Annotated in this window: 17 protein-coding genes; 6 read left to right on the forward strand and 11 right to left on the reverse strand. The window is 59.4% G+C overall.

The annotated features are described in order from the left end of the window. Positions 1 to 28: 28 nt before the first annotated feature. The 7 genes from greA to grpE all read right to left on the reverse strand — a co-directional run bounded on the left by greA (position 29) and on the right by grpE (position 10,062). Positions 29 to 505, reverse strand: a complete 477-nt coding sequence (gene greA / locus ACW9I6_RS00255; protein WP_003212209.1) for a transcription elongation factor GreA — start codon at positions 503 to 505, stop codon at positions 29 to 31. Then, a complete protein-coding gene (gene carB, locus ACW9I6_RS00260; RefSeq protein WP_003212212.1) occupies positions 502 to 3,723 on the reverse strand; it encodes a carbamoyl-phosphate synthase large subunit in 3,222 nt (1,073 codons plus the stop codon). Before carB ends, greA begins: the two co-directional genes overlap by 4 nt. 105 nt (positions 3,724 to 3,828) lie before the next feature. Next, on the reverse strand, positions 3,829 to 4,965 hold the full coding sequence (gene carA, locus ACW9I6_RS00265) for a glutamine-hydrolyzing carbamoyl-phosphate synthase small subunit (RefSeq protein WP_003212214.1): 1,137 nt from the start codon (positions 4,963 to 4,965) through the stop codon (positions 3,829 to 3,831). A 259-nt stretch (positions 4,966 to 5,224) separates the two neighbouring features. Next, entirely contained in the window at positions 5,225 to 6,031 is an 807-nt protein-coding gene (gene dapB, locus ACW9I6_RS00270; protein WP_087693401.1) for a 4-hydroxy-tetrahydrodipicolinate reductase, read from the reverse strand. Positions 6,032 to 6,041: 10 nt separating this feature from the next. Beyond that, entirely contained in the window at positions 6,042 to 7,166 is a 1,125-nt protein-coding gene (dnaJ, locus tag ACW9I6_RS00275; RefSeq protein ID WP_003212219.1) for a molecular chaperone DnaJ, read from the reverse strand. 316 nt (positions 7,167 to 7,482) lie between these two features. After that, a complete protein-coding gene (dnaK, locus tag ACW9I6_RS00280) occupies positions 7,483 to 9,399 on the reverse strand; it encodes a molecular chaperone DnaK (protein WP_177054705.1) in 1,917 nt (638 codons plus the stop codon). A gap of 102 nt (positions 9,400 to 9,501) precedes the next feature. Next, on the reverse strand, positions 9,502 to 10,062 hold the full coding sequence (gene grpE, locus ACW9I6_RS00285; protein ID WP_003212224.1) for a nucleotide exchange factor GrpE: 561 nt from the start codon (positions 10,060 to 10,062) through the stop codon (positions 9,502 to 9,504). A gap of 253 nt (positions 10,063 to 10,315) precedes the next feature. Here grpE and recN point away from each other — a divergent pair, with 253 nt between their 5' ends. Continuing rightward, a complete protein-coding gene (recN, locus tag ACW9I6_RS00290; protein WP_017478557.1) occupies positions 10,316 to 11,989 on the forward strand; it encodes a DNA repair protein RecN in 1,674 nt (557 codons plus the stop codon). Between the two features lie 96 nt (positions 11,990 to 12,085). On the opposite strand, the gene fur is transcribed toward recN, so the two are convergent. Further along, on the reverse strand, positions 12,086 to 12,490 hold the full coding sequence (fur, locus tag ACW9I6_RS00295) for a ferric iron uptake transcriptional regulator (RefSeq protein ID WP_003212228.1): 405 nt from the start codon (positions 12,488 to 12,490) through the stop codon (positions 12,086 to 12,088). A gap of 98 nt (positions 12,491 to 12,588) precedes the next feature. Between fur and ACW9I6_RS00300 the strand changes: the two genes are divergently transcribed. Next, entirely contained in the window at positions 12,589 to 13,116 is a 528-nt protein-coding gene (locus ACW9I6_RS00300) for an outer membrane protein assembly factor BamE (protein ID WP_003212232.1), read from the forward strand. 62 nt (positions 13,117 to 13,178) lie between these two features. Here ACW9I6_RS00300 and ACW9I6_RS00305 read toward each other — a convergent pair whose 3' ends face one another. Next, positions 13,179 to 13,493 (reverse strand): RnfH family protein, encoded by a 315-nt coding sequence (locus ACW9I6_RS00305; RefSeq protein ID WP_457338635.1) that lies wholly within the window; start codon positions 13,491 to 13,493, stop codon positions 13,179 to 13,181. After that, positions 13,486 to 13,920: a type II toxin-antitoxin system RatA family toxin gene (locus ACW9I6_RS00310; protein ID WP_003212236.1), complete on the reverse strand. Its 435-nt coding sequence runs from the start codon at positions 13,918 to 13,920 to the stop codon at positions 13,486 to 13,488. The genes ACW9I6_RS00305 and ACW9I6_RS00310 overlap by 8 nt, the downstream gene beginning before the upstream one ends. A 168-nt stretch (positions 13,921 to 14,088) precedes the next feature. On the opposite strand from ACW9I6_RS00310, the gene smpB reads away from it, so the two are divergent. Beyond that, positions 14,089 to 14,571 carry an SsrA-binding protein SmpB gene (smpB, locus tag ACW9I6_RS00315; protein ID WP_003212238.1) on the forward strand — a complete coding sequence of 161 codons (483 nt, stop codon included), beginning with the start codon at positions 14,089 to 14,091 and terminating at the stop codon, positions 14,569 to 14,571. Between the two features lie 55 nt (positions 14,572 to 14,626). Here the strand turns inward: smpB and ACW9I6_RS00320 are convergent, their stop codons facing one another. Next, complete coding sequence (locus ACW9I6_RS00320) at positions 14,627 to 15,394, reverse strand: FCD domain-containing protein (RefSeq protein WP_003212240.1); 768 nt, start codon at positions 15,392 to 15,394, stop codon at positions 14,627 to 14,629. 262 nt (positions 15,395 to 15,656) lie between these two features. Here ACW9I6_RS00320 and ACW9I6_RS00325 point away from each other — a divergent pair, with 262 nt between their 5' ends. The 3 genes from ACW9I6_RS00325 (at position 15,657) to ACW9I6_RS00335 (ending at position 20,703) form a co-directional block, all read left to right on the forward strand. Then, positions 15,657 to 17,351, forward strand: coding sequence for a lactate permease LctP family transporter (locus ACW9I6_RS00325; RefSeq protein ID WP_102604506.1), 1,695 nt, complete (start codon positions 15,657 to 15,659; stop codon positions 17,349 to 17,351). 70 nt (positions 17,352 to 17,421) lie between these two features. Then, the gene (locus ACW9I6_RS00330; protein ID WP_457338636.1) at positions 17,422 to 20,232 is read left to right on the forward strand and encodes an FAD-binding and (Fe-S)-binding domain-containing protein; all 2,811 of its coding nucleotides are present in this window, start codon (positions 17,422 to 17,424) and stop codon (positions 20,230 to 20,232) included. Positions 20,233 to 20,418: 186 nt separating this feature from the next. Further along, positions 20,419 to 20,703, forward strand: coding sequence for a hypothetical protein (locus ACW9I6_RS00335; RefSeq protein ID WP_008436825.1), 285 nt, complete (start codon positions 20,419 to 20,421; stop codon positions 20,701 to 20,703). Positions 20,704 to 20,777: the final 74 nt, after the last annotated feature.

The raw sequence follows: 20,777 nt of genomic DNA on the forward strand, positions 1-20,777 counted from the left end.
GGCGCCCGCACGAAGCGGGCGCCGTCTTTCAGATGTGACGAACTTCGACAATCTCGTACTCGATCACGCCACCTGGCGTCTTGACGGCCACCACGTCACCCTCTTCCTTGGCAATCAAGGCGCGGGCCAGCGGCGAACCGACGGAGATCTTGCCGAGTTTGAAGTCGGCCTCGTCTTCACCCACGATGTGGTAAACCACGCTTTCGTCAGTCTCGACGTTGGCGATTTCCACGGTGGTGCCGAAAATCACCTTGCCGGTATGCGGGATGGTCGTGACGTCGATAACCACCGAATTCTGCAGGCGGCCTTCGATGTCACGGATCCGCGCCTCGACCATACCTTGCTGCTCGCGGGCAGCATGGTATTCAGCGTTTTCCTTCAGGTCACCCAATTCCCGGGCCGTACCGATGTCCTGGCTCAGCTTTGGACGGACGACCTTGGTCAGGTGGGCGTGCTCTTCTTCCAGGGCTTTTGCGCCCTGGACGGTCATTGGGTATTTGATCATGCCTTCAATCCTGCGTGTAGATCCTGCAAGCGACGCACGGTTTTTTCAGGACCGAACTTCAGCGCTTCGCAGATAGCTTCGCCAGCAGCAATGGTGGTGGTGCAGTAGATCTTGTGCTGCAAGGCGTTACGACGAATGGAGTAGGAGTCCGCGATCGACTGGCGACCTTCGGTGGTGTTGATGATCAGGGTGACTTCGTCATTCTTGATCATGTCGACCACGTGTGGACGGCCTTCCGTTACCTTGTTCACGCGACGCACTTTCAGGCCGGCAGCCTCGATCAGCTTGGCGGTCCCGGCAGTGGCCACGACTTCGAAGCCCAAGTTGATCAGATCACGGGCCACGCCTGCAACCAGCGGCTTGTCATCATCGCGCACGCTGATGAACGCAGTACCGCCGGTAGGCAGCACTTCGCTGGCGCCCATCTGGGCTTTGGCGAATGCTTCACCGAAGGTATCGCCCACGCCCATCACTTCACCGGTGGACTTCATCTCCGGGCCCAGGATCGGGTCCACACCAGGGAATTTGGCGAATGGGAACACCGCCTCTTTCACACTGTAGAAGTTCGGAATGATTTCCTTGGTGAAGCCGATTTCCTTCAAGGTCTTACCGGCCATCACACGGGCAGCAATCATTGCCAGGGAAACACCGATGCACTTGGAAACAAACGGCACGGTACGCGAGGCGCGCGGGTTGACTTCGATGACGTAGATGTCTTCGCCTTGCAGCGCCAACTGTACGTTCATCAGGCCGACCACGCCCAACTCCAGGGCCATTTTCTTGACCTGTTCGCGCATCTCGTCCTGGATGTGTGCAGGCAGCGAGTATGGCGGCAGCGAGCAAGCGGAGTCACCGGAGTGAACGCCAGCCTGTTCGATGTGCTGCATGATCGCGCCGATCACCACGTCGGTGCCGTCGCAGACCGCATCCACGTCCATCTCGATGGCGCAGTTGAGGAAGTGGTCCAGCAGCACCGGGCTGTCGTTGGACACTTTCACCGCATCACGCAGGTAACGCTTGAGTTCGTCTTCTTCGTAGACGATTTCCATCGCCCGGCCGCCCAGCACGTAGGACGGACGCACCACCAGCGGGTAACCAATCTTGCTGGCCGCGCGGATCGCTTCGTCTTCGCTGCGCACAGTGGCGTTTGGCGGCTGACGCAGGTTCAGGCGCTCAACCATCTGCTGGAAGCGCTCACGGTCTTCGGCGCGGTCGATAGCGTCAGGGCTGGTACCGATGATCGGCACGCCAGCAGCTTCAAGTGCGCGCGCCAGTTTCAACGGGGTTTGGCCGCCGTACTGGACGATCACGCCTTTTGGCTTCTCGACACGGCAGATTTCCAGTACGTCTTCCAGCGTTACCGGCTCGAAGTACAGACGGTCGGAAGTGTCGTAGTCAGTAGAAACAGTTTCCGGGTTGCAGTTGACCATGATGGTCTCGTACCCGTCTTCGCGCAGGGCGAGAGCGGCGTGTACGCAGCAATAATCGAACTCGATGCCTTGGCCGATACGGTTTGGACCGCCGCCCAGGATCATGATCTTGTCGCGGCCCGACGGCGCGGCTTCGCACTCTTCCTCGTAGGTGGAGTACATGTATGCGGTGTCGGTGGCGAACTCGGCCGCACAGGTATCAACGCGCTTGTAGACCGGGAAGATGTCCAGCTTGTGGCGATGGGTGCGCAGGTTCTTCTCGGTCACGCCCAGCAGCTTGGCCAAACGCATGTCGGAGAAACCTTTGCGCTTGAGGCGGAACATCAGGTCGCGGTCGATGGAGGACAGACCGAGGGTCTTGACCTTCTCTTCTTCCTTGATCAGATCTTCGATCTGCACCAGGAACCACGGGTCGATCATGTTCATGCCGAAGATGTCTTCGACGGTCATGCCGGCGCGGAAAGCATCGGCCACGTACCAGATACGCTCGGCACCCGGCACGGTCAGCTCGCGCTTGAGCACGCTCATGCTTTCCGGGTTGCTCAGGTCGAGCTTCTCGTCCAGACCGCAAACGCCCACTTCCAGGCCGCGCAGGGCTTTCTGCAGGGACTCCTGGAAGGTCCGGCCGATGGCCATGACTTCACCGACCGACTTCATCTGAGTGGTCAGGCGGGCGTCGGCTTTCGGGAATTTCTCGAAAGCGAAGCGTGGCAGCTTGGTGACGACGTAATCGATCGACGGCTCGAAGGAAGCCGGCGTTGCGCCGCCGGTGATTTCGTTCTGCAGCTCGTCCAAGGTGTAACCGATCGCCAGCTTGGCGGCGATGCGCGCAATCGGGAAGCCGGTAGCTTTCGATGCCAGCGCCGAAGAACGCGATACACGCGGGTTCATCTCGATCACAACCATGCGGCCAGTGTCCGGGCAGATGCCGAACTGGACGTTGGAGCCACCGGTTTCCACACCGATCTCACGCAGCACCGCCAAAGAGGCGTTACGCATGATCTGGTATTCCTTGTCCGTCAGGGTCTGTGCCGGCGCAACGGTGATCGAGTCACCGGTGTGCACGCCCATCGGGTCGAAGTTTTCGATCGAGCAGACGATGATGCAGTTGTCCTTCTTATCGCGGACAACCTCCATCTCATATTCTTTCCAGCCGATCAGGGATTCGTCGATCAGCAGCTCTTTGGTCGGAGACAGGTCCAGGCCGCGGGCGCAGATTTCTTCGAACTCTTCACGGTTGTAAGCGATACCGCCGCCGGTGCCGCCCATGGTGAAGGACGGACGGATGATGCACGGGAAGCCCAGGCGCTCCAGGACCGCGTTGGCCTCTTCCATGCTGTGGGCGATACCGGAACGCGGGCAATCAAGGCCGATGGACTTCATGGCCTTGTCGAAACGCGAACGGTCTTCAGCCTTGTCGATGGTGTCGGCATTGGCGCCGATCATCTCTACGCCGAACTTCTCCAGGACGCCTTCGCGCTCCAGGTCCAGTGCGCAGTTCAGGGCGGTCTGGCCACCCATGGTTGGCAACAGTGCGTCCGGACGCTCTTTCTCGATGATCTTGGCAACGGTCTGCCACTTGATCGGCTCGATGTAGGTGGCGTCGGCCATGTCCGGGTCGGTCATGATGGTGGCCGGGTTGGAGTTCACCAGGATGACGCGGTAGCCCTCTTCGCGCAGGGCTTTACAGGCCTGGGCGCCGGAGTAGTCGAATTCGCAGGCCTGGCCGATCACGATCGGGCCAGCGCCGAGAATCAGGATGCTTTTTATGTCTGTACGTTTTGGCATGGGTTTGTCACTCAAATCCGCAGGTCAGTCGGCAAGCCGTCTTGAACAATCTTTGAAGAGCCCGAGGGGGCCGCCGGTTTCCCGGGCCGCCCTCAGGCCGCTCAGTTAGCGTCGCTTGGCCATCTCATTGATGAAACGGTCGAACAGCGGCGCTACGTCGTTCGGGCCCGGGCTTGCTTCAGGGTGGCCCTGGAAGCTGAACGCGCTCTTGTCGGTGCGCTCGATACCTTGCAGGGAACCGTCGAACAGCGACTTGTGAATCGCCCGGACGTTGCCCGGCAGCGTCGCTTCATCCACCGCAAAACCGTGGTTCTGGCTGGTGATCATCACGACGCCAGTGTCCAGGTCCTGCACCGGGTGGTTGGCACCGTGGTGGCCGTGACCCATTTTCAGGGTCTTGGCGCCGGAAGCCAGGGCCAGCAGTTGGTGGCCGAGGCAGATGCCGAACACCGGGATCTCGGTTTCCAGCACTTCCTTGATCGCCTTGATGGCGTAGTCGCAAGGCTCCGGGTCACCCGGGCCGTTGGACAGGAACACGCCGTCCGGCTGCAGGGCCAGTACGTCGTTGGCCGGGGTCTGCGCAGGCACCACGGTCACGCGGCAACCGCGCTCGACCAGCATGCGCAGGATGTTGTGCTTGATACCGTAGTCGTAGGCCACGACGTGGTACGGCAGTTCGGAAGCTTCGATGGTCGCGTGGCTGTCGGTCTTCAAGTCCCAGACGGTGGAGCGCCACTCGTACGTTTCCTTGGTGCTGACGACTTTCGCCAGATCCATGCCTTTCAGGCCAGGGAAACCTTGGGCCGCTGCAATCGCTGCTTCTTCGGAGATGTTGTCACCGGCCATGATGCAGCCGTTCTGCGAGCCTTTTTCACGCAGGATGCGTGTCAGGCGACGCGTATCGATACCGGCGATCGCCACAACGTTGTTGGCTTTCAGGTAATCGGACAGGGACATCGTGTTACGCCAGTTGCTCGCTACCAGTGGCAGGTCACGAATGACCAGGCCAGCCGACCAGACACGATCAGACTCGGCGTCTTCCGGTGTAGTACCGGTGTTGCCGATGTGCGGATAGGTCAGGGTAACGATCTGTTGGGCGTAGGAAGGATCAGTAAGGATTTCCTGATAGCCGGTCATGGCGGTGTTGAACACCACCTCTCCAACGGTCTGACCGTCGGCTCCAATGGCTTCGCCGCGAAAAATGCTGCCATCAGCAAGGGCGAGTATGGCTGGCTTAGTCAAGAAGACCTCCCGTAAATAAAGCCTGAAAGGGCGATCGCAGGTTGTAAAAAAGCGGAGTGACGTATGGACACGTCACCCCGCTTCTTCACTGAATTATTCTGCGCGCTTTTAGTGGACACACTAAAGCTGTAGCTTACAGAAAAAGGCTTTTTTGGTCCACCGCTAATGAGCCTTAAAGGCAGGGGAATGCGACAGGACGTCGCCTAGCGGGTAAAAACGGGGCCTCAGCATATTCCTGAGACCCCGTTTTAGCTACTTCTTAATGCAGGTCCAGCACGTCGCGCATGTCGTACAGGCCCGGCGCACGACCCTCCAGCCACAGCGCCGCACGTACAGCACCCTTGGCGAACGTCATGCGGCTAGACGCCTTGTGGGTGATCTCAAGACGCTCACCCTCGGTTGCGAACAGCACGGTGTGATCGCCCACCACATCACCGCCGCGAACGGTGGCAAAACCGATGGTGTCGTGGGCGCGGGCACCGGTATGGCCTTCGCGGCCATACACCGCCACCTTCGACAGGTCACGACCCAGGGCATCGGCAATCGCCTCGCCCATACGCAATGCCGTACCGGACGGCGCATCGATCTTGTGCCGGTGATGAGTCTCGATGATCTCGATGTCAGCCTCATCACCCATCACCCGCGCCGCCATGTCGAGCAGCTTCAGCGACAGATTGACGCCGACGCTGAAATTGGCCGCGAACACGATTGGAATATCCTTGCCCGCCTCCACCAGCAGCTGCTTTTGCTCGGCGCTCAGGCCAGTTGTGCCGATCACCATGGCCTTGCCCGCCTTGCGGCAGAACGCCAGGTTTTTCAGCATCACGTCCGGCAGGGTGAAATCGATCAGCACGTCAAACTCGTCGGCAACCTGCTCCAGATTGCCGGACAACGAAACACCGATCCGCCCCAGGGACGCCAACTCACCGGCGTCCGCACCAATCAAGGTGCTGCCGGGACGAACAATCGCCGCCGTCAGCCCGGAGGCCGGCGAGCGTGCCTGCACAGCCTCGACCAGGGTCTTGCCCATGCGCCCGGCAGCGCCCATCACCGCGATACGTCGCATACTCACTTCCTTACAGGTCGCCGAAGAAGCGCTTCACGCCTTCGAACCAGCCGGTGGTTTTTGGCGAATGAGTGTCATCGCCGGCCAGGGAGCTGCGGAACTCTTCCAGCAGTTCGCGCTGACGACGCCCCAGGTTCACCGGCGTCTCTACCGCCACACGGCACATCAGGTCACCAGCACCGCCACCGCGCACGGGCGCAACGCCTTTGCCACGGATACGGAACTGCTTGCCGGTCTGCGTACCCTCAGGGATCTTCAGCTTGACCCGACCGTCCAGCGTCGGAATCTCAAGCTCGCCACCCAAGGCCGCATCGACAAAGCTGATCGGCACTTCACAGAACAGATGCTTGCCGTCGCGCTGGAAGATCGAGTGCTCGCGCACATTGATCACCACATACAGGTCGCCCGTCGGACCGCCCTGAGTGCCCGCCTCGCCTTCGCCCGACAGACGAATGCGGTCGCCGGTATCAACACCCGCCGGCACTTTCACCGAGAGGGTCTTGTACTCTTCGACACGCCCTTCGCCGTGGCACGAGTCGCACGGATCGGAAATGATCTTGCCCTGGCCGTGACAGCGCGGGCAGGTTTGCTGCACCGAGAAGAAGCCTTGCTGCATGCGTACCTGGCCGATACCGCCGCAAGTCGGGCACGTGATCGGCGAGGAGCCTTTCTTGGCGCCCGAACCGTCGCACGGCTTGCAGTTGACCAGCGTCGGAACACGGATATTGACGCTGGTGCCACGCACCGCTTCTTCCAGGTTCAGTTCCAGGGTGTAACGCAGGTCGCTGCCACGCTGGGCACCGCCACGCTGGCCACCGCGGCCGCCGCCAAAGAAGTCGCTGAACACGTCGCCGAAAATATCGGAGAAGTTCTGCCCGCCGAAACCGGCACCGCCGCCACCCATGCTTGGGTCGACACCGGCATGGCCATACTGGTCGTAAGCGGCGCGCTTGTTCGGATCACACAGACATTCGTAGGCCTCATTGGCCTCTTTGAACAGCTCTTCGGATTCTTTGCTATCCGGATTACGGTCCGGGTGGTGCTTCATTGCCAGGCGACGGTAAGCCTTTTTCAGGTCCGCCTCGCTGGAGCCGCGCTCCACACCCAACACTTCGTAATAGTCACGCTTTGCCATAAGTCTTTGCACTCTTAAGGACGTCCGGCAAAACCCTCCTGAGCCTTGCCAAACTCGTTGAGCCCCAATACAGGCCCGGACCCAACTCACGTCAATTCAACGATCCTGGTCGTTACTGCTTTCAACCGGAAACCGGCCAAAAACGCGGTGACTGTCGTCCGGAAAGCAGGAGCATTCCCGATCACACCGCCAGCATCCGAGCGTTGTCGCATGCTGTAAAAATTCGCGTACCCCAGACACGCCAACGCGGGAGCAAGCTCCCGCGCGGCGACATCCTACCAGTCACCGCTTGTGAGCGGTCAACCGGGCGACCAAGTTACTTCTGGTCTTTGACTTCTTCGAACTCGGCATCGACAACATCGTCGTGCTTGGCTTCAGGTTCTGCCTGGTGTGCAGCACCATCAGCCGGCTGGCCTTGTTCGGCGTACATTTTCTGAGCGACTGGTGCAGAGACTTTCGACAGCTCTTCAACCTTGGCTTCGATGGCGGCCTTGTCGTCGCCTTTAACGGCGGCTTCCAGGGCAACTACTGCGGCTTCGATTGCAGTTTTCTCTTCGGCAGTCACTTTGTCGCCAGCGTCAGTGATCATTTTGCGAGTCGAGTGAACCAGTGCATCACCCTGGTTACGGGCAGCGGCCAGTTCTTCGAACTTGCGGTCTTCGTCAGCGTTGGCTTCAGCGTCACGGATCATCTGCTGGATTTCTTCCTCGGACAGACCCGAGTTAGCCTTGATCACGATCGACTGAGTCTTGCCGGTGGCCTTGTCTTTGGCGCCTACGTGCAGAATGCCGTTGGCGTCGATGTCGAAGGTCACTTCAATTTGTGGCACGCCACGTGGTGCTGGTGGAATCTCGGCCAGGTCGAACTTGCCCAGGGACTTGTTCTGACCGGCTTGCTTACGCTCACCTTGCAGCACGTGAATGGTCACGGCGCCCTGGTTGTCGTCGGCAGTCGAGAACACTTGCGATTTCTTGGTAGGAATCGTGGTGTTTTTCTCGATCAGCGCAGTCATCACGCCGCCCATGGTTTCGATACCCAGGGTCAGCGGGCTTACGTCCAGCAGCAGAACGTCTTTCACGTCGCCGGCCAATACCGCGCCCTGGATGGCAGCACCCATGGCAACTGCTTCGTCCGGGTTCACGTCTTTACGCGCTTCTTTACCGAAGAACTCGGTAACCAGCTTCTGAACCAGTGGCATACGGGTCTGACCGCCCACCAGGATCACGTCGTTGATCGCGCCAACGTCGATACCCGAGTCTTTCAGCGCAATGCGGCAAGGCTCGATGGTGCGTTGAACCAGGTCTTCTACCAGCGCTTCCAGCTTGGCGCGGGAGATTTTCACGTTCAAGTGCTTAGGACCGGTAGCGTCTGCAGTGATGTACGGCAGGTTCACGTCGGTCGAATTGCTCGAAGACAGTTCGATCTTGGCTTTCTCAGCGGCTTCTTTCAGGCGCTGCATGGCCAGCGGGTCACCCTTGAGGTTCATGCCGCTTTCTTTCTTGAATTCGTCAACGAGGTAGTCGATCAGACGAATGTCAAAGTCTTCACCGCCCAGGAACGTGTCACCGTTGGTGGCCAACACTTCGAACTGGTGCTCGCCATCGACTTCAGCGATTTCGATCACGGAAACGTCGAAGGTACCGCCACCCAGGTCGTAAACGATCACAGTGTGGTCGCCCTTGGCCTTGTCCATACCGTAGGCCAGAGCGGCTGCGGTTGGTTCGTTGATGATACGTTTCACGTCCAGGCCAGCAATACGGCCGGCGTCTTTGGTCGCCTGGCGCTGGCTGTCGTTGAAGTAGGCCGGAACGGTGATCACCGCTTCAGTCACGGCTTCACCGAGGTAGTCTTCGGCGGTTTTCTTCATCTTTTTCAAGATTTCAGCCGAGATTTGTGGCGGCGACATTTTCTGGCCGTTCACTTCAACCCAGGCGTCACCGTTGTCAGCCTTGGCGATTTTGTACGGGACCATCTTGATGTCTTTCTGTACGACTTCTTCGTCGAACTTACGACCGATCAGACGCTTCACCGCGTACAGGGTGTTATGCGGATTGGTCACAGCTTGACGCTTGGCGGACTGGCCCACCAGGATTTCGCCGTCGTTGGCATAAGCCACGATGGACGGAGTGGTGCGTGCGCCTTCGGCGTTTTCAATAACTTTGGATACGCCGTTTTCCAGCACGGAGACGCAGGAGTTGGTAGTCCCCAGGTCGATACCGATAATTTTGCCCATGATTTACTCTCCCGAAACTTAGATTTTTTTGCCGCAGCAGTGGTGGCTAACTGCGGCAGTACTTAAACGCTTGACTTATAGATGGGGCCGTTACGACTTATTTCAAGCCTGCTCATCAATAGAAGGTGCAACCGGTGCAGGAGCCTTGCTCACCACAACCATTGCCGGGCGCAGCAAGCGACCGTTGAGCTGGTAACCCTTCTGGAACACCTTCAATACGCTGTTCGGCTCAAGATCAGCGTTTTCCTGCATCGCCATTGCCTGGTGATGCTCGGCATTGAACGGCTCGCCGCCTTGCGGATCGATGGCTTCCAGCTGATAACGCTTCAGGGTGTCCTGGAACATTTTCAGGGTCAGTTCGATCCCTTCGCGCATTGGGCGGATGTTTTCGTCGTCCGGATTGGACAGCTCAAGGCCACGCTCCAGGCTGTCGATGATCGGCAACAGATCACCGGCAAATTTTTCCAGGGCGAATTTGTGAGCTTTTTCTACATCCTGCTCGGCGCGGCGGCGGACGTTCTGCAGATCGGCGGCAACACGCAACGATTGATCCTGTGCGCCTGCCAATTGCTCTTCGAGCACTTGCACACGAGCGGCCAGGTCTTCACCTGCGGCCTGGTTGGCGTCTGGATTTTGCGTATCCTGCGTCTGTTCGTCAGCCATAGATTTCTCCTTTCAAAATCATGCGCGAACTCGACTCGCGCTTCTGTTCCGGTATATGGGGCCACAATTTTCAGGTTCAAGGGTTGAGGCGTTACCAAAAGTCTTTCACTTGTCCTGGATCAATTCTTATCAATCATTCCCTGTTGCGCTTAAAAAGCGATTTATTCAAGCAAATCGGACTAAGCATCAGGATTGTCACCTCCAAACAAAACACTGTATAAATAACCAGACCTAAAGCCTGGGAGCGGCCGTCATGCTGGTGCACCTGTCCGTACATAACTACGCCATCGTTGAACATCTGGATCTTGAACTGGATCGCGGGATGAGCGTAATCACAGGCGAAACCGGCGCCGGCAAGTCGATCATGCTCGACGCTCTGGGCCTGACCCTGGGTGATCGCGCCGACAGCGGGGTGGTACGCCCGGGCGCCGACAAGGCCGATATCCTCGCCACCTTTGACCTGGCCGATATCCCGGAAGCCGAGGCCTGGCTTGCCGAGCGCGACCTTAACAATGAAGGCCCGTGCATCCTGCGCCGGGTGATCACGGCCGAAGGGCGCTCCCGCGGCTATATAAATGGCACGCCCTGCCCGCTCGGCGATTTGAAAGCCCTGGGCGAACTGCTGATCGATATCCACAGCCAGCATGAACACCAGTCCCTGCTGAAAACCGACACCCATCGCCGACTCCTCGACGAGTACGCCGGCGCCACGGACCTGGCGCGCCAAGTGCAACTGGCCGCGCAACGCTGGCGCCAGACCCGCCAGGAGCTGGAGCGCCTCTCCAACTCCGGCGACGAGCAGCGCGCCCGTCACCAGTTGCTCAGCTACCAACTGGAAGAACTGGAAAGCCTGGGGCTCGGCGAGACGGAACTGGAGCAACTGGAACAGGAACACAAGAACCTGACCAACGCCGAAACCCTGCTGGGTATCTGTCGGCAAGTAGTGGAGCAGTGCAGCGAAAGTGACTCCGGCAATGTTCTCAACGCCCTGACTGCCAGCCTGAACCGGCTATCCAGCGTGAATAACGCATCAGGCTCGCTGAACGAAGCCACCACCTTGCTGACCAGCGCGCAAATCCAGGTAGAAGAAGCCGTGGGCGAGCTGAACCGCTTCCTCGATCACTTCGATGCCGACCCAGCCCGCCTGCAGGATATAGAAGAGCGCCTGGACACCATCTACACCCTGGCGCGCAAACACCGGATCCAGCCGACCGAAGTCGCAACCATGCAGCAAAAGCTGCTGGATGAAATTGAAACCCTGAACGCCAACGACGAATCCATCGAGCGGCTGGGTGAAGAGCTGGCGTCCTTTGCTCGCCATTATCAAGAGAAAGCCCGAGAACTCAGCGACCTGCGCCATCAGGCAGCGACCGGCCTGGCCAGCGCGGTGGAGCAGGAAATCCAGCGCCTGGGCATGCCCGGCGGGCGCTTCACCATCGAGTTGCACACCAACACCAGCAATGAACTGCTGCCCAACGGCCTTGAACAGGTAGAACTGCTGGTCAGCGCGAACCCAGGCCAGCCACTCAAGGCACTGGCAAAGGTAGCTTCCGGCGGCGAGCTGTCTCGGATCAGCCTGGCGATTCAGGTGATCACCGCCCAGACCTCTCGCGTGCCTACACTGGTATTCGATGAAGTGGACGTAGGGATCGGCGGCCCGACTGCCGAGATCGTGGGCCAGTTGTTGCGCCGGCTGGGCGATCGCGGCCAGGTACTGACCGTTACCCACTTGCCACAAGTAGCCGCCCAAGGGCATCAGCACTTGTTCGTGCACAAGGTGCGAGGCAGCGATGCGACCCATACCGCCGTGTCCAAGCTGAACAAGACCGAACGGGTAGAAGAAGTGGCACGGATGCTCGGCGGCATCGACCTGACCAAGGAGTCCTTGGCTCACGCGAAGAAAATGGTGGTAACCGCGAAGGTCTGAAGCCTGGCTTACTGAGTATTTTCTTTCTATAGAAAGCACGAAGGCGACCCTAGGGTCGCCTTCGATCGTTTCGCAGAGCGAATCTGCGTAGCTTTCTTACTTTTTCTTACGTATGTAGAGAACCAGATTGTGGTCCACCAAATCGAATCCATGCTGCTCAGCGATCATGTGCTGGAGCTTCTCGATTTCCGGACTGGTGAACTCGATAACCTCATTGGTATCCAGGTCAACCATGTGGTCGTGATGACCGCCGTCGGCCAATTCGAACACTGCATGACCGCCGTCGAAATTATGACGAACCACCAGTCCTGCTGCTTCAAACTGGGTCAGAACACGGTAAACCGTGGCCAGGCCGACGTCCTCGTTAGACTCCATCAGCGCCTTGTATACATCCTCGGCACTCATGTGGCGCTGCTCAGCAGAATCGAGCATTTGTAGAATCTTGACTCGTGGCAGAGTCACTTTAAGACCGGCTTTGCGTAGTTCGCTATTTTCAACCATGGTTAGCTTTCTCGCGGATGCTGCTTCGCAGCTTCTCTTAATACGGGTATGATCGGCGTTTACGTTGTCCCAGCCAAGATAGTGGAAGTCGCCCACCGATGCAAAACACCAAGCTCTTGCTAACCAGTTTCACCTTTGTGGGACTGCTCGCACTCGCCGGTTGTTCATTCCCCGGGGTTTACAAAATCGACATCCAGCAGGGCAATGTCGTCACGCAGGACATGATAGACCAGTTACGCCCGGGAATGACCCGACGGCAAGTACGGTTTATCATGGGCAATCCCCTGCTGACCGACACATTCCATGCCGATCGCTGGGATTATCTCTATAGCATCCAACCTGGTGGCGGTGAACGCCAGCAGGAGCGGGTCAGTGTCATCTTCAATGGCAATGACCAGCTCGTCAGCCTGTCGGGGGACTTCAAACCGGGCGTAAGCCGCGATGAAGCCTTGCTGGGCAAGGACAACGGCACCACCGCTCCTGCGCCCGCGCAGAACGAGGAGAAGCCGAAGTCCGAAGTACCGGCCAAGCCTGGCTCGTTGTTGGACGAGATCCAGAAAGGCGTCGACGGCGTGCAAACCGTTCCGGTGCCAACTCCAGAACCTCTGGACGCCAGCCCGCAGTAAGTTTGTAACGCTCGATAAGAAGCCCGGCATGCCGGGCTTTTTGTTGTCTGCCGTTTCTCAAGCTATGAATTCTGCTGTTTTGCCTTGGCAGCCTTGGCCGCACGCAAACGACGTATCTCCATCGGATCTGCGAGCAATGGCCGATAGATCTCGATTCGGTCTCCAGCCTGCACCACACGCACGTCAGCGTCTGCCACCACCTTGCCGAAAATCCCCAAGGGGCAATCCTGCAGATTCAGCTCCGGAAATTGCGCAGCCATCCCCGAGCCCAACGCTGCAGCCCTGAGGCTTGAACCCGGCGCTACTGCCAGGCTCATCAACACCTGGCGATCCACCGCGGCGTACACCACCTCGATTTCAACCAATGGCTCAGCCATGCATTTGCTTGGCGCGCTGGCAAAACGCGTCCACCAGAGTATTGGCCGCCTGATTGAACAGTGGCCCCAGGGTGGCACGCACGATAGGGCCGGCATAGTCGAACGACAGGTCCAGGCTGATCTTGCAGGCTTTCTCGTTCAACGCCTTGAACACCCACACACCGTGCAACTGAGTGAACGGACCTTCTTCGAGATTCATCTCGATGGACTGCCCGGGCACCAGCGTGTTGCGCGTGACAAAGTGCTGGCTCAAGCCGCCCTTTGCCACCCCCACGCTGGCAACCATGTGCTCATCACTGCTCTCCAACACCTCGGCAGTCGAACACCAAGGCAGGAACTCCGGGTAACGCGCCACGTCGTTGACCAGGTCATAGAGCGCCTGTGCCGGATAAGGCAGCAGGGCCGAACGTTGAATATGCGTCGTCATGTGAGCGTTATTTCCACAGCTGAGCGGCAAACATCGCGAAAGGACAACAGGATTCGCGAAAGAAAAAAATCAAAAACCAGCCTGCATTGTCCGGGATTCATTCAACACGCTCAAGCACGCAGGTTGACCGTAGCCGACGCGCTCGCAACTCCCTATAATGCCGCCCCTATGGCTAAACAAAAGAAACACCCAACAGGGACCATCGCGCAAAATAAAAAGGCGCGACACGATTACTTCATCGAACATCGTTTCGAGGCTGGTCTGGTCCTGGCCGGCTGGGAAGTAAAAAGTCTGCGTGCCAGCAAGCTGCAACTGGTCGACAGTTATGTGCTGCTCAAAGACGGCGAGGCATGGCTGCTCGGCAGTCATATCACGCCGCTGATGACCGCGAGCACCCACGTGATCGCCGACCCGGTGCGCACGCGCAAGCTGTTGCTCAATGCCCGCGAGCTGGAAAAGCTCCACGCCGCCGTGCAGCAAAAGGGCTACGCCTGTGTCTGCCTGTCGTGGTACTGGAGCAAGCACCTGGTCAAGTGCGAGATCGCACTGGGCAAGGGCAAGAAGGAATACGACAAGCGTGATACCGAGCGCGAGCGCGATTCCAACCGGGAATTGCAGCGTGCCGTGCGCAACAAGGGCAAGGAAGACTGACTTTCTTGTGACTTGATGTGGATGACGGAGCCCGCTCCCTCATCCACAGCATTTGCTACATCCCTTTGCGCCGCTCCGCCCGGGCCATGCGCTGAACCTCCTGCCGCACTTCCTCCAGCACTTCCTGCACGTACAGCAGGTGACGTGTTGAGACTTCCCGTGCCTGCTCGGCGCGCCCCTCGATAATCGCCAGGTACAGGTCCCGATGCTGATTGATCAGCATGTCGCGGGTCTCCGTACGCTGCTGGTACATGCCGCCAATATTGGTCACCACATTACGCTTGAGCAGGTCGAACAGGCCGCGAATGGTGTGCAGCAATACCGCGTTATGGCTGGCCTCGGCGATGGCCAGGTGAAACCTCGCATCCGCCGCGCCCTCTTCCGCCCGGCTCACTTCATCCGACCGCGTGTAGCAATCCTGCAACTCCTCGAACGCTGCCGTTAGCCGCTCGCGGTCCACCTCAGTGGCACGCAACGCTGCGTAATACGCGCACGAGGCCTCCAGGGTCTGACGAAACTCCAGAAGATCACGCTGAGCCTCCGGATTATTTTCCAGCAGATGCAGCAGCGGATCACTGAAGGTTGAACCCAGCGACTCCACCACATAATTGCCACCACCCTGGCGACTGATCAGCAAACCTTTTGCCACCAGCTTCTGGATCGCCTCACGCAACGACGGACGCGACACCCCGAACTGCTCGGCCAGTGCGCGCTCGGCCGGCAAGCGCTCGCCCGACTTCAGCGTGCCCTCAAGGATCATGCCCTCAAGCTGCTCGACGATGTCGTCAGACAAACGGCGCTGACGCACCTGATCAAACCCCATAACTCACTCTCCACCATCCCGACCACTCGCCGGGGCCCCCTATTCTGGCCTATCGCCGCGTATCCGGCACCTATCAGAACGCCCTCGTTTAAGCCAATCAGCACCCACCAATCCCGACCTACGACCAAAGATTCACAAGCGGCAAATTGACACATCCCCCAGAAGGCTTTTAACCTAGCCAACGGTGATTGTAAATTGGTAATACCAATTACCCAAATCATCCAAGCAGTGCCTGACCAACAACAATTAGGGGCCACCCCATATGCAAACCTGGCAACAGCTCTACAGCCCGCTCGGCAGCCTCGGCCTGTCCGCACTGGCCGCCGTCATTCCTATCGTATTTTTCTTCCTGGCCCTGGCGGTGTTTCGCCTCAAAGGCCACGTTGCGGGCAGCATCACCCTGGCACTGTCGATCCTGGTGGCGATATTTGCCTTCCAGATGCCGGTCGACATGGCGCTCGCCGCCGCCGGTTATGGCTTCGCCTACGGCCTGTGGCCAATCGCCTGGATCATCGTCGCCGCCGTATTCCTGTACAAACTGACGGTCAAGAGCGGCCAGTTCGAAATCATCCGCAGCTCCGTGCTGTCGATTACCGACGACCAGCGCCTGCAAGTGCTGCTGATCGGCTTCTGCTTCGGCGCGTTCCTGGAAGGCGCCGCCGGTTTCGGCGCACCGGTGGCGATTACCGCCGCACTGCTGGTAGGCCTGGGTTTCAACCCGCTGTACGCCGCCGGCCTGTGCCTGATTGCCAACACCGCCCCGGTTGCGTTCGGCGCACTGGGGATTCCGATCATCGTGGCCGGGCAAGTGACCGGGATCGACGCGTTCAAGATCGGCGCCATGGCCGGTCGCCAGCTGCCGCTGCTGTCGCTGTTCGTGCCGTTCTGGCTGGTGTTCATGATGGACGGCCTGCGCGGCGTCAAGGAAACCTGGCCAGCCGCACTGGTTGCAGGCCTGAGCTTCGCCGTTACCCAGTTCTTCACCTCGAACTACATCGGCCCGGAACTGCCGGACATCACCTCGGCCCTGGCCAGCCTGATTTCCCTGACCCTGTTCCTGAAAGTCTGGCAGCCCAAGCGCAGTGCCGGCGCGCAAATCGCTGGCGCAACGTCCGGCACTGCCGTCACTGCCAGCGCCGGTGGCTTTGGCCTGCCTCGCAACACCCTGGCTTCGCCTTACAGCCTGGGGGAAATTTTCAAGGCCTGGTCGCCGTTCCTGATCCTGACCGTGCTGGTCACCATCTGGACCCTCAAGCCGTTCAAGGCGATGTTCGCCGCCGGCGGCGCGATGTACAGCTCGGTATTCAACTTTGCGATCCCGCACCTGGATCAACTGGTGATCAAGGTTGCGCCCATCGTTGCCACCCCGACGGCCATCCCGGCGGTATTCAAGCTTGATCCGATTTCCGCCACCGGCACGGCGATTTTCTTCTCCGCCCTGGTATCGATGCTGGTGCTGAAGATTGATTTCAAAACTGGTCTGACCACCTTGAAAGAAACCTTTTATGAGCTGCGCTGGCCGATCCTGTCCATCGGCATGGTGCTGGCCTTTGCCTTCGTCACCAACTATTCGGGCATGTCATCAACCATGGCCCTGGTGCTGGCGGCTACCGGCGCGGCATTTCCGTTCTTCTCGCCATTCCTTGGCTGGCTCGGGGTATTCCTGACGGGTTCTGATACTTCATCCAATGCACTGTTCAGCTCGCTGCAAGCCACCACCGCGCACCAGATCGGCGTCAACGACACCTTGTTGGTAGCGGCGAACACCAGCGGCGGCGTGACCGGCAAGATGATCTCGCCGCAGTCGATCGCCGTGGCATGCGCCGCCACTGGCCTGGTGGGCAAGGAGTCCGACCTGTTCCGCTTTACCCTCAAGCACAGCCTGTTTTTCGCGACGATCGTCGGGCTGATCACCTTGGCCCAGGCTTACTGGTTCACCGGTATGCTGGTGCACTGAGACCTGCACGCGATAGGGTAAGAACCGACGCCGGGCAGCGATTCCGGCGTCAGCTATTTCTGGAGGACCGATGAGCCTGCCTGCTGCTTTTCTGAGCGACGCCGCACAACTGATCCCGAAAGATCGTCGTTTCGACGATCCACTTTCCACCCTCGCCTTCGGCACCGACGCCAGCTTTTACCGACTGATCCCACAACTGGTGATCCGTGTCGAGTCGGAAGATGAGGTGGTGGCCCTGCTGCAACTGGCCCAGCGCGACCGCGTGCCGGTGACCTTTCGTGCGGCGGGCACCAGCCTTTCGGGACAGGCCATCAGCGACTCGGTACTGATCGTGCTGGGGGACAATTGGAACGGGCGCGAGATTCGCGGCCAGGGCACACAAATTCGTCTGCAGCCCGGCGTGATCGGGGCGCAGGCCAACGCCTGGCTGGCACCGTTCGGGCGCAAGATCGGCCCGGACCCGGCGTCGATCAATGCCTGCAAGATTGGCGGCATCGTCGCCAACAATGCCAGCGGCATGTGCTGCGGCACGGCGCAGAATACCTATCACACCCTCGCAGGAATTCGCTTGGTGCTGGCCGACGGCAGCCGCCTGGACACGGAAGATCCGGCCAGTGTTGCGGCCTTTCGCCAACGTCACGGCGACCTGCTTGAACGCCTGGCAACCCTGGGTCGCGAAACCCGGGCAAACGCTGAGCTGGCTGCAAAAATCCGCCACAAATACCGTCTGAAAAACACCACCGGCTTGTCACTCAACGCCCTGGTGGATTTCGACGAGCCACTGGATATCCTCAGCCATTTGCTGGTCGGCTCCGAAGGCACCCTGGGCTTTATCAGCGCAGTGACCTACGACACGGTGATCGACCACCCGAACAAAGCCTCGGCCCTGATCGTGTTCCCGGATGTGGAAACCTGCTGCAACGCGGTGACCGTACTCAAAACCCAACCTGTTTCAGCGGTTGAACTACTGGACCGCCGCAGCATGCGTTCGGTGCAGGACAAACCCGGCATGCCGGCTTTCGTACAGCAGCTATCGGAAAATGCCTGCGCCCTGCTGATCGAATCCCGCGCCGCCTCGCCCTCGCTGCTGCATGAGCAACTGGCGCTGATCATGGCTTCCCTGGCCAGCTTCCCAGTGGAGAAACAAGTCGACTTCACCGAAGACCCGGTGGAAAACGCCCGCCTCTGGGCAATCCGCAAAGACACCTTCCCCGCCGTGGGCGCCGTGCGTAAAACCGGCACCACCGTGATTATCGAAGACGTGACCTTCCCGGTGGAACAACTGGCCATTGGCGTCAATCGCCTGATCGAGCTGTTCGACAAACATCACTACGACGAAGCGATCCTTTTCGGACACGCCCTGGAAGGCAATCTGCACTTCGTCTTCACCCAAGGTTTCAACAGCGCGGAAGAAGTCGCACGCTACCAGGCGTTCATGGACGACGTCGCCCAGTTGGTGGCCGTGGAGTTTGGCGGCTCGCTGAAGGCCGAGCACGGTACCGGTCGCAACATGGCGCCCTTTGTCGAACTGGAATGGGGCAGCGATGCCTACCAATTGATGTGGCAGCTCAAGCGCCTGCTTGACCCCAACGGCATTCTCAACCCGGACGTGGTGCTCAGCGAAGACCCGCAAATCCACCTCAAGCACCTCAAGCCCCTGCCTGCCGCCGACGAACTTGTGGATAAGTGCATCGAGTGCGGCTTCTGCGAACCGGTTTGCCCGTCGAAAGGACTGACCCTGAGCCCGCGCCAGCGCATTGTGATCTGGCGTGATATCCAGGCCAGGAAACGCGCCGGTATCGACACCACTGAACTGGAAGCGGCCTATCAATACCAAGGCATCGACACCTGCGCGGCCACCGGGCTTTGCGCCCAACGCTGCCCGGTAGGCATCAATACCGGCGACCTGGTGAAAAAGCTGCGCAGCCGCGACGCCGACCGTACGAAAACCGCCGAATGGTTGTCCACGCATTTCGCCACAGCACTGCAAGGTGCGCGCTTCACCCTGCACGTAGCCAACGGCGCACGCATGCTGCTGGGCGCGCCGCGACTGGCGAAGCTCTCGGCCACGGTGACCCGCCTGTCCAAGGGGCAAATCCCCCAGTGGACCAACGCCATGCCGCAACCGGAAAAGGCCATTCGCTTCAGCCCCGCCGTGAGCGATGAGCGACCCCGCGTGGTGTACCTCGCCGCCTGCGTATCACGCGCGATGGGCCCAGCAGCCGGTGACAAGGAACAGATGTCGCTGTACGACAAAACCCGTGGCCTGCTGGAAAAAGCCGGTTATCAGGTAGTCTTCCCCGACAATCAGGACAACCTCTGCTGCGGCCAACCATTCGCATCCAAGGGCTACGCCGAACAAGCCGAACACAAACGCCAGGAACTGATCGGCGCCCTGCTCCACGCCAGCCGTGGCGGCCTCGACCCGATCTACTGCGACACCAGCCCGTGCACCCTGCGCCTGGTCCAGGACCTGGCTGAAACCCGCCTCGACCTCTACGACCCGGTACGCTTTATCCGCACGCACCTGATGGACCGCCTCGACTTCACCCCCCAGGAAGCCCCGATCGCCGTGCACGTCACCTGCAGCACCCAACACCTGGGAGAGAGCCAGGCGCTGATCGACCTGGCCAGGCGTTGCAGCAAAAACGTGGTGATCCCCGAAAGCATTCATTGTTGTGGTTTTGCTGGCGACAAAGGCTTCACCACGCCCGAACTGAATGCCCACTCGCTACGCAGCCTGAAGGACGCGGTGCAGTATTGCAGCGAAGGCATCTCCACCAGCCGTACGTGTGAGATTGGCCTGACACAACATGGCGGGATTGATTACCACGGCCTGGTGTACCTGGTGGATCGAGTGACTCAGGCGCGCGCCCACTAGGGCCGCCCTCTTTGGGTGCAAAACCTAATGATTTCGGGGTTTTTCGACTAATCCAGCGACAAAACAGAACCCCTGCGCGCCGGCGTAGTCATCTGCATAGGCCTCGACAAACGAGGCTCATCAGTGACCTCGCTGGCTGCACGGAAAACCGGCAGCATCGAGCCCTATTTGCACAAGGAGATACCCATGAAGCGTTCCGCTCTTGCTGGTTTGTTCATTACCGCTGCGATGCTGGCGTCCCCCGCGTTTGCGGCCGGAACAAAAGACGATCTGTGCCAAATCAACCTGGACAAAATCAACAACGGTAAAGCGTTGCTCGCCACCGACACCAGCGGCAAATCTGGCGAAATCGACACCGCCGTTTCCCAAGCCAAGGCAGCCCATGCGGCAGGCGATGACAAGAAATGCATCGAGATCACCTCCAAGGCCCTGCAAAGCCTGCAAGACTCGGACAAAGGCGGCAATCAGTAACTCGCTGATTGCCCGAGGCCAACCTTCGGGTTGGCCTTCTGTGACCGATTGACGTACACTGCACAGGCTTGTCA

The sequence above is a fragment of the Pseudomonas sp. SDO5522_S412 genome (genome assembly GCF_054071215.1).

Coding starts and splice junctions, on each gene's coding strand:
- grpE (WP_003212224.1), bottom strand. CDS start 10,062: ATGGCTGACGAACAGACGCAGGATACGCAAAATCCAGACGCCAACCAG.
- recN (WP_017478557.1), top strand. CDS start 10,316: ATGCTGGTGCACCTGTCCGTACATAACTACGCCATCGTTGAACATCTG.
- greA (WP_003212209.1), bottom strand. CDS start 505: ATGATCAAATACCCAATGACCGTCCAGGGCGCAAAAGCCCTGGAAGAA.
- ACW9I6_RS00310 (WP_003212236.1), bottom strand. CDS start 13,920: ATGACGACGCATATTCAACGTTCGGCCCTGCTGCCTTATCCGGCACAG.
- ACW9I6_RS00305 (WP_457338635.1), bottom strand. CDS start 13,493: ATGGCTGAGCCATTGGTTGAAATCGAGGTGGTGTACGCCGCGGTGGAT.
- fur (WP_003212228.1), bottom strand. CDS start 12,490: ATGGTTGAAAATAGCGAACTACGCAAAGCCGGTCTTAAAGTGACTCTG.
- dapB (WP_087693401.1), bottom strand. CDS start 6,031: ATGCGACGTATCGCGGTGATGGGCGCTGCCGGGCGCATGGGCAAGACC.
- ACW9I6_RS00330 (WP_457338636.1), top strand. CDS start 17,422: ATGAGCCTGCCTGCTGCTTTTCTGAGCGACGCCGCACAACTGATCCCG.
- ACW9I6_RS00325 (WP_102604506.1), top strand. CDS start 15,657: ATGCAAACCTGGCAACAGCTCTACAGCCCGCTCGGCAGCCTCGGCCTG.
- carB (WP_003212212.1), bottom strand. CDS start 3,723: ATGCCAAAACGTACAGACATAAAAAGCATCCTGATTCTCGGCGCTGGC.
- smpB (WP_003212238.1), top strand. CDS start 14,089: ATGGCTAAACAAAAGAAACACCCAACAGGGACCATCGCGCAAAATAAA.
- ACW9I6_RS00335 (WP_008436825.1), top strand. CDS start 20,419: ATGAAGCGTTCCGCTCTTGCTGGTTTGTTCATTACCGCTGCGATGCTG.
- ACW9I6_RS00300 (WP_003212232.1), top strand. CDS start 12,589: ATGCAAAACACCAAGCTCTTGCTAACCAGTTTCACCTTTGTGGGACTG.
- dnaK (WP_177054705.1), bottom strand. CDS start 9,399: ATGGGCAAAATTATCGGTATCGACCTGGGGACTACCAACTCCTGCGTC.
- ACW9I6_RS00320 (WP_003212240.1), bottom strand. CDS start 15,394: ATGGGGTTTGATCAGGTGCGTCAGCGCCGTTTGTCTGACGACATCGTC.
- dnaJ (WP_003212219.1), bottom strand. CDS start 7,166: ATGGCAAAGCGTGACTATTACGAAGTGTTGGGTGTGGAGCGCGGCTCC.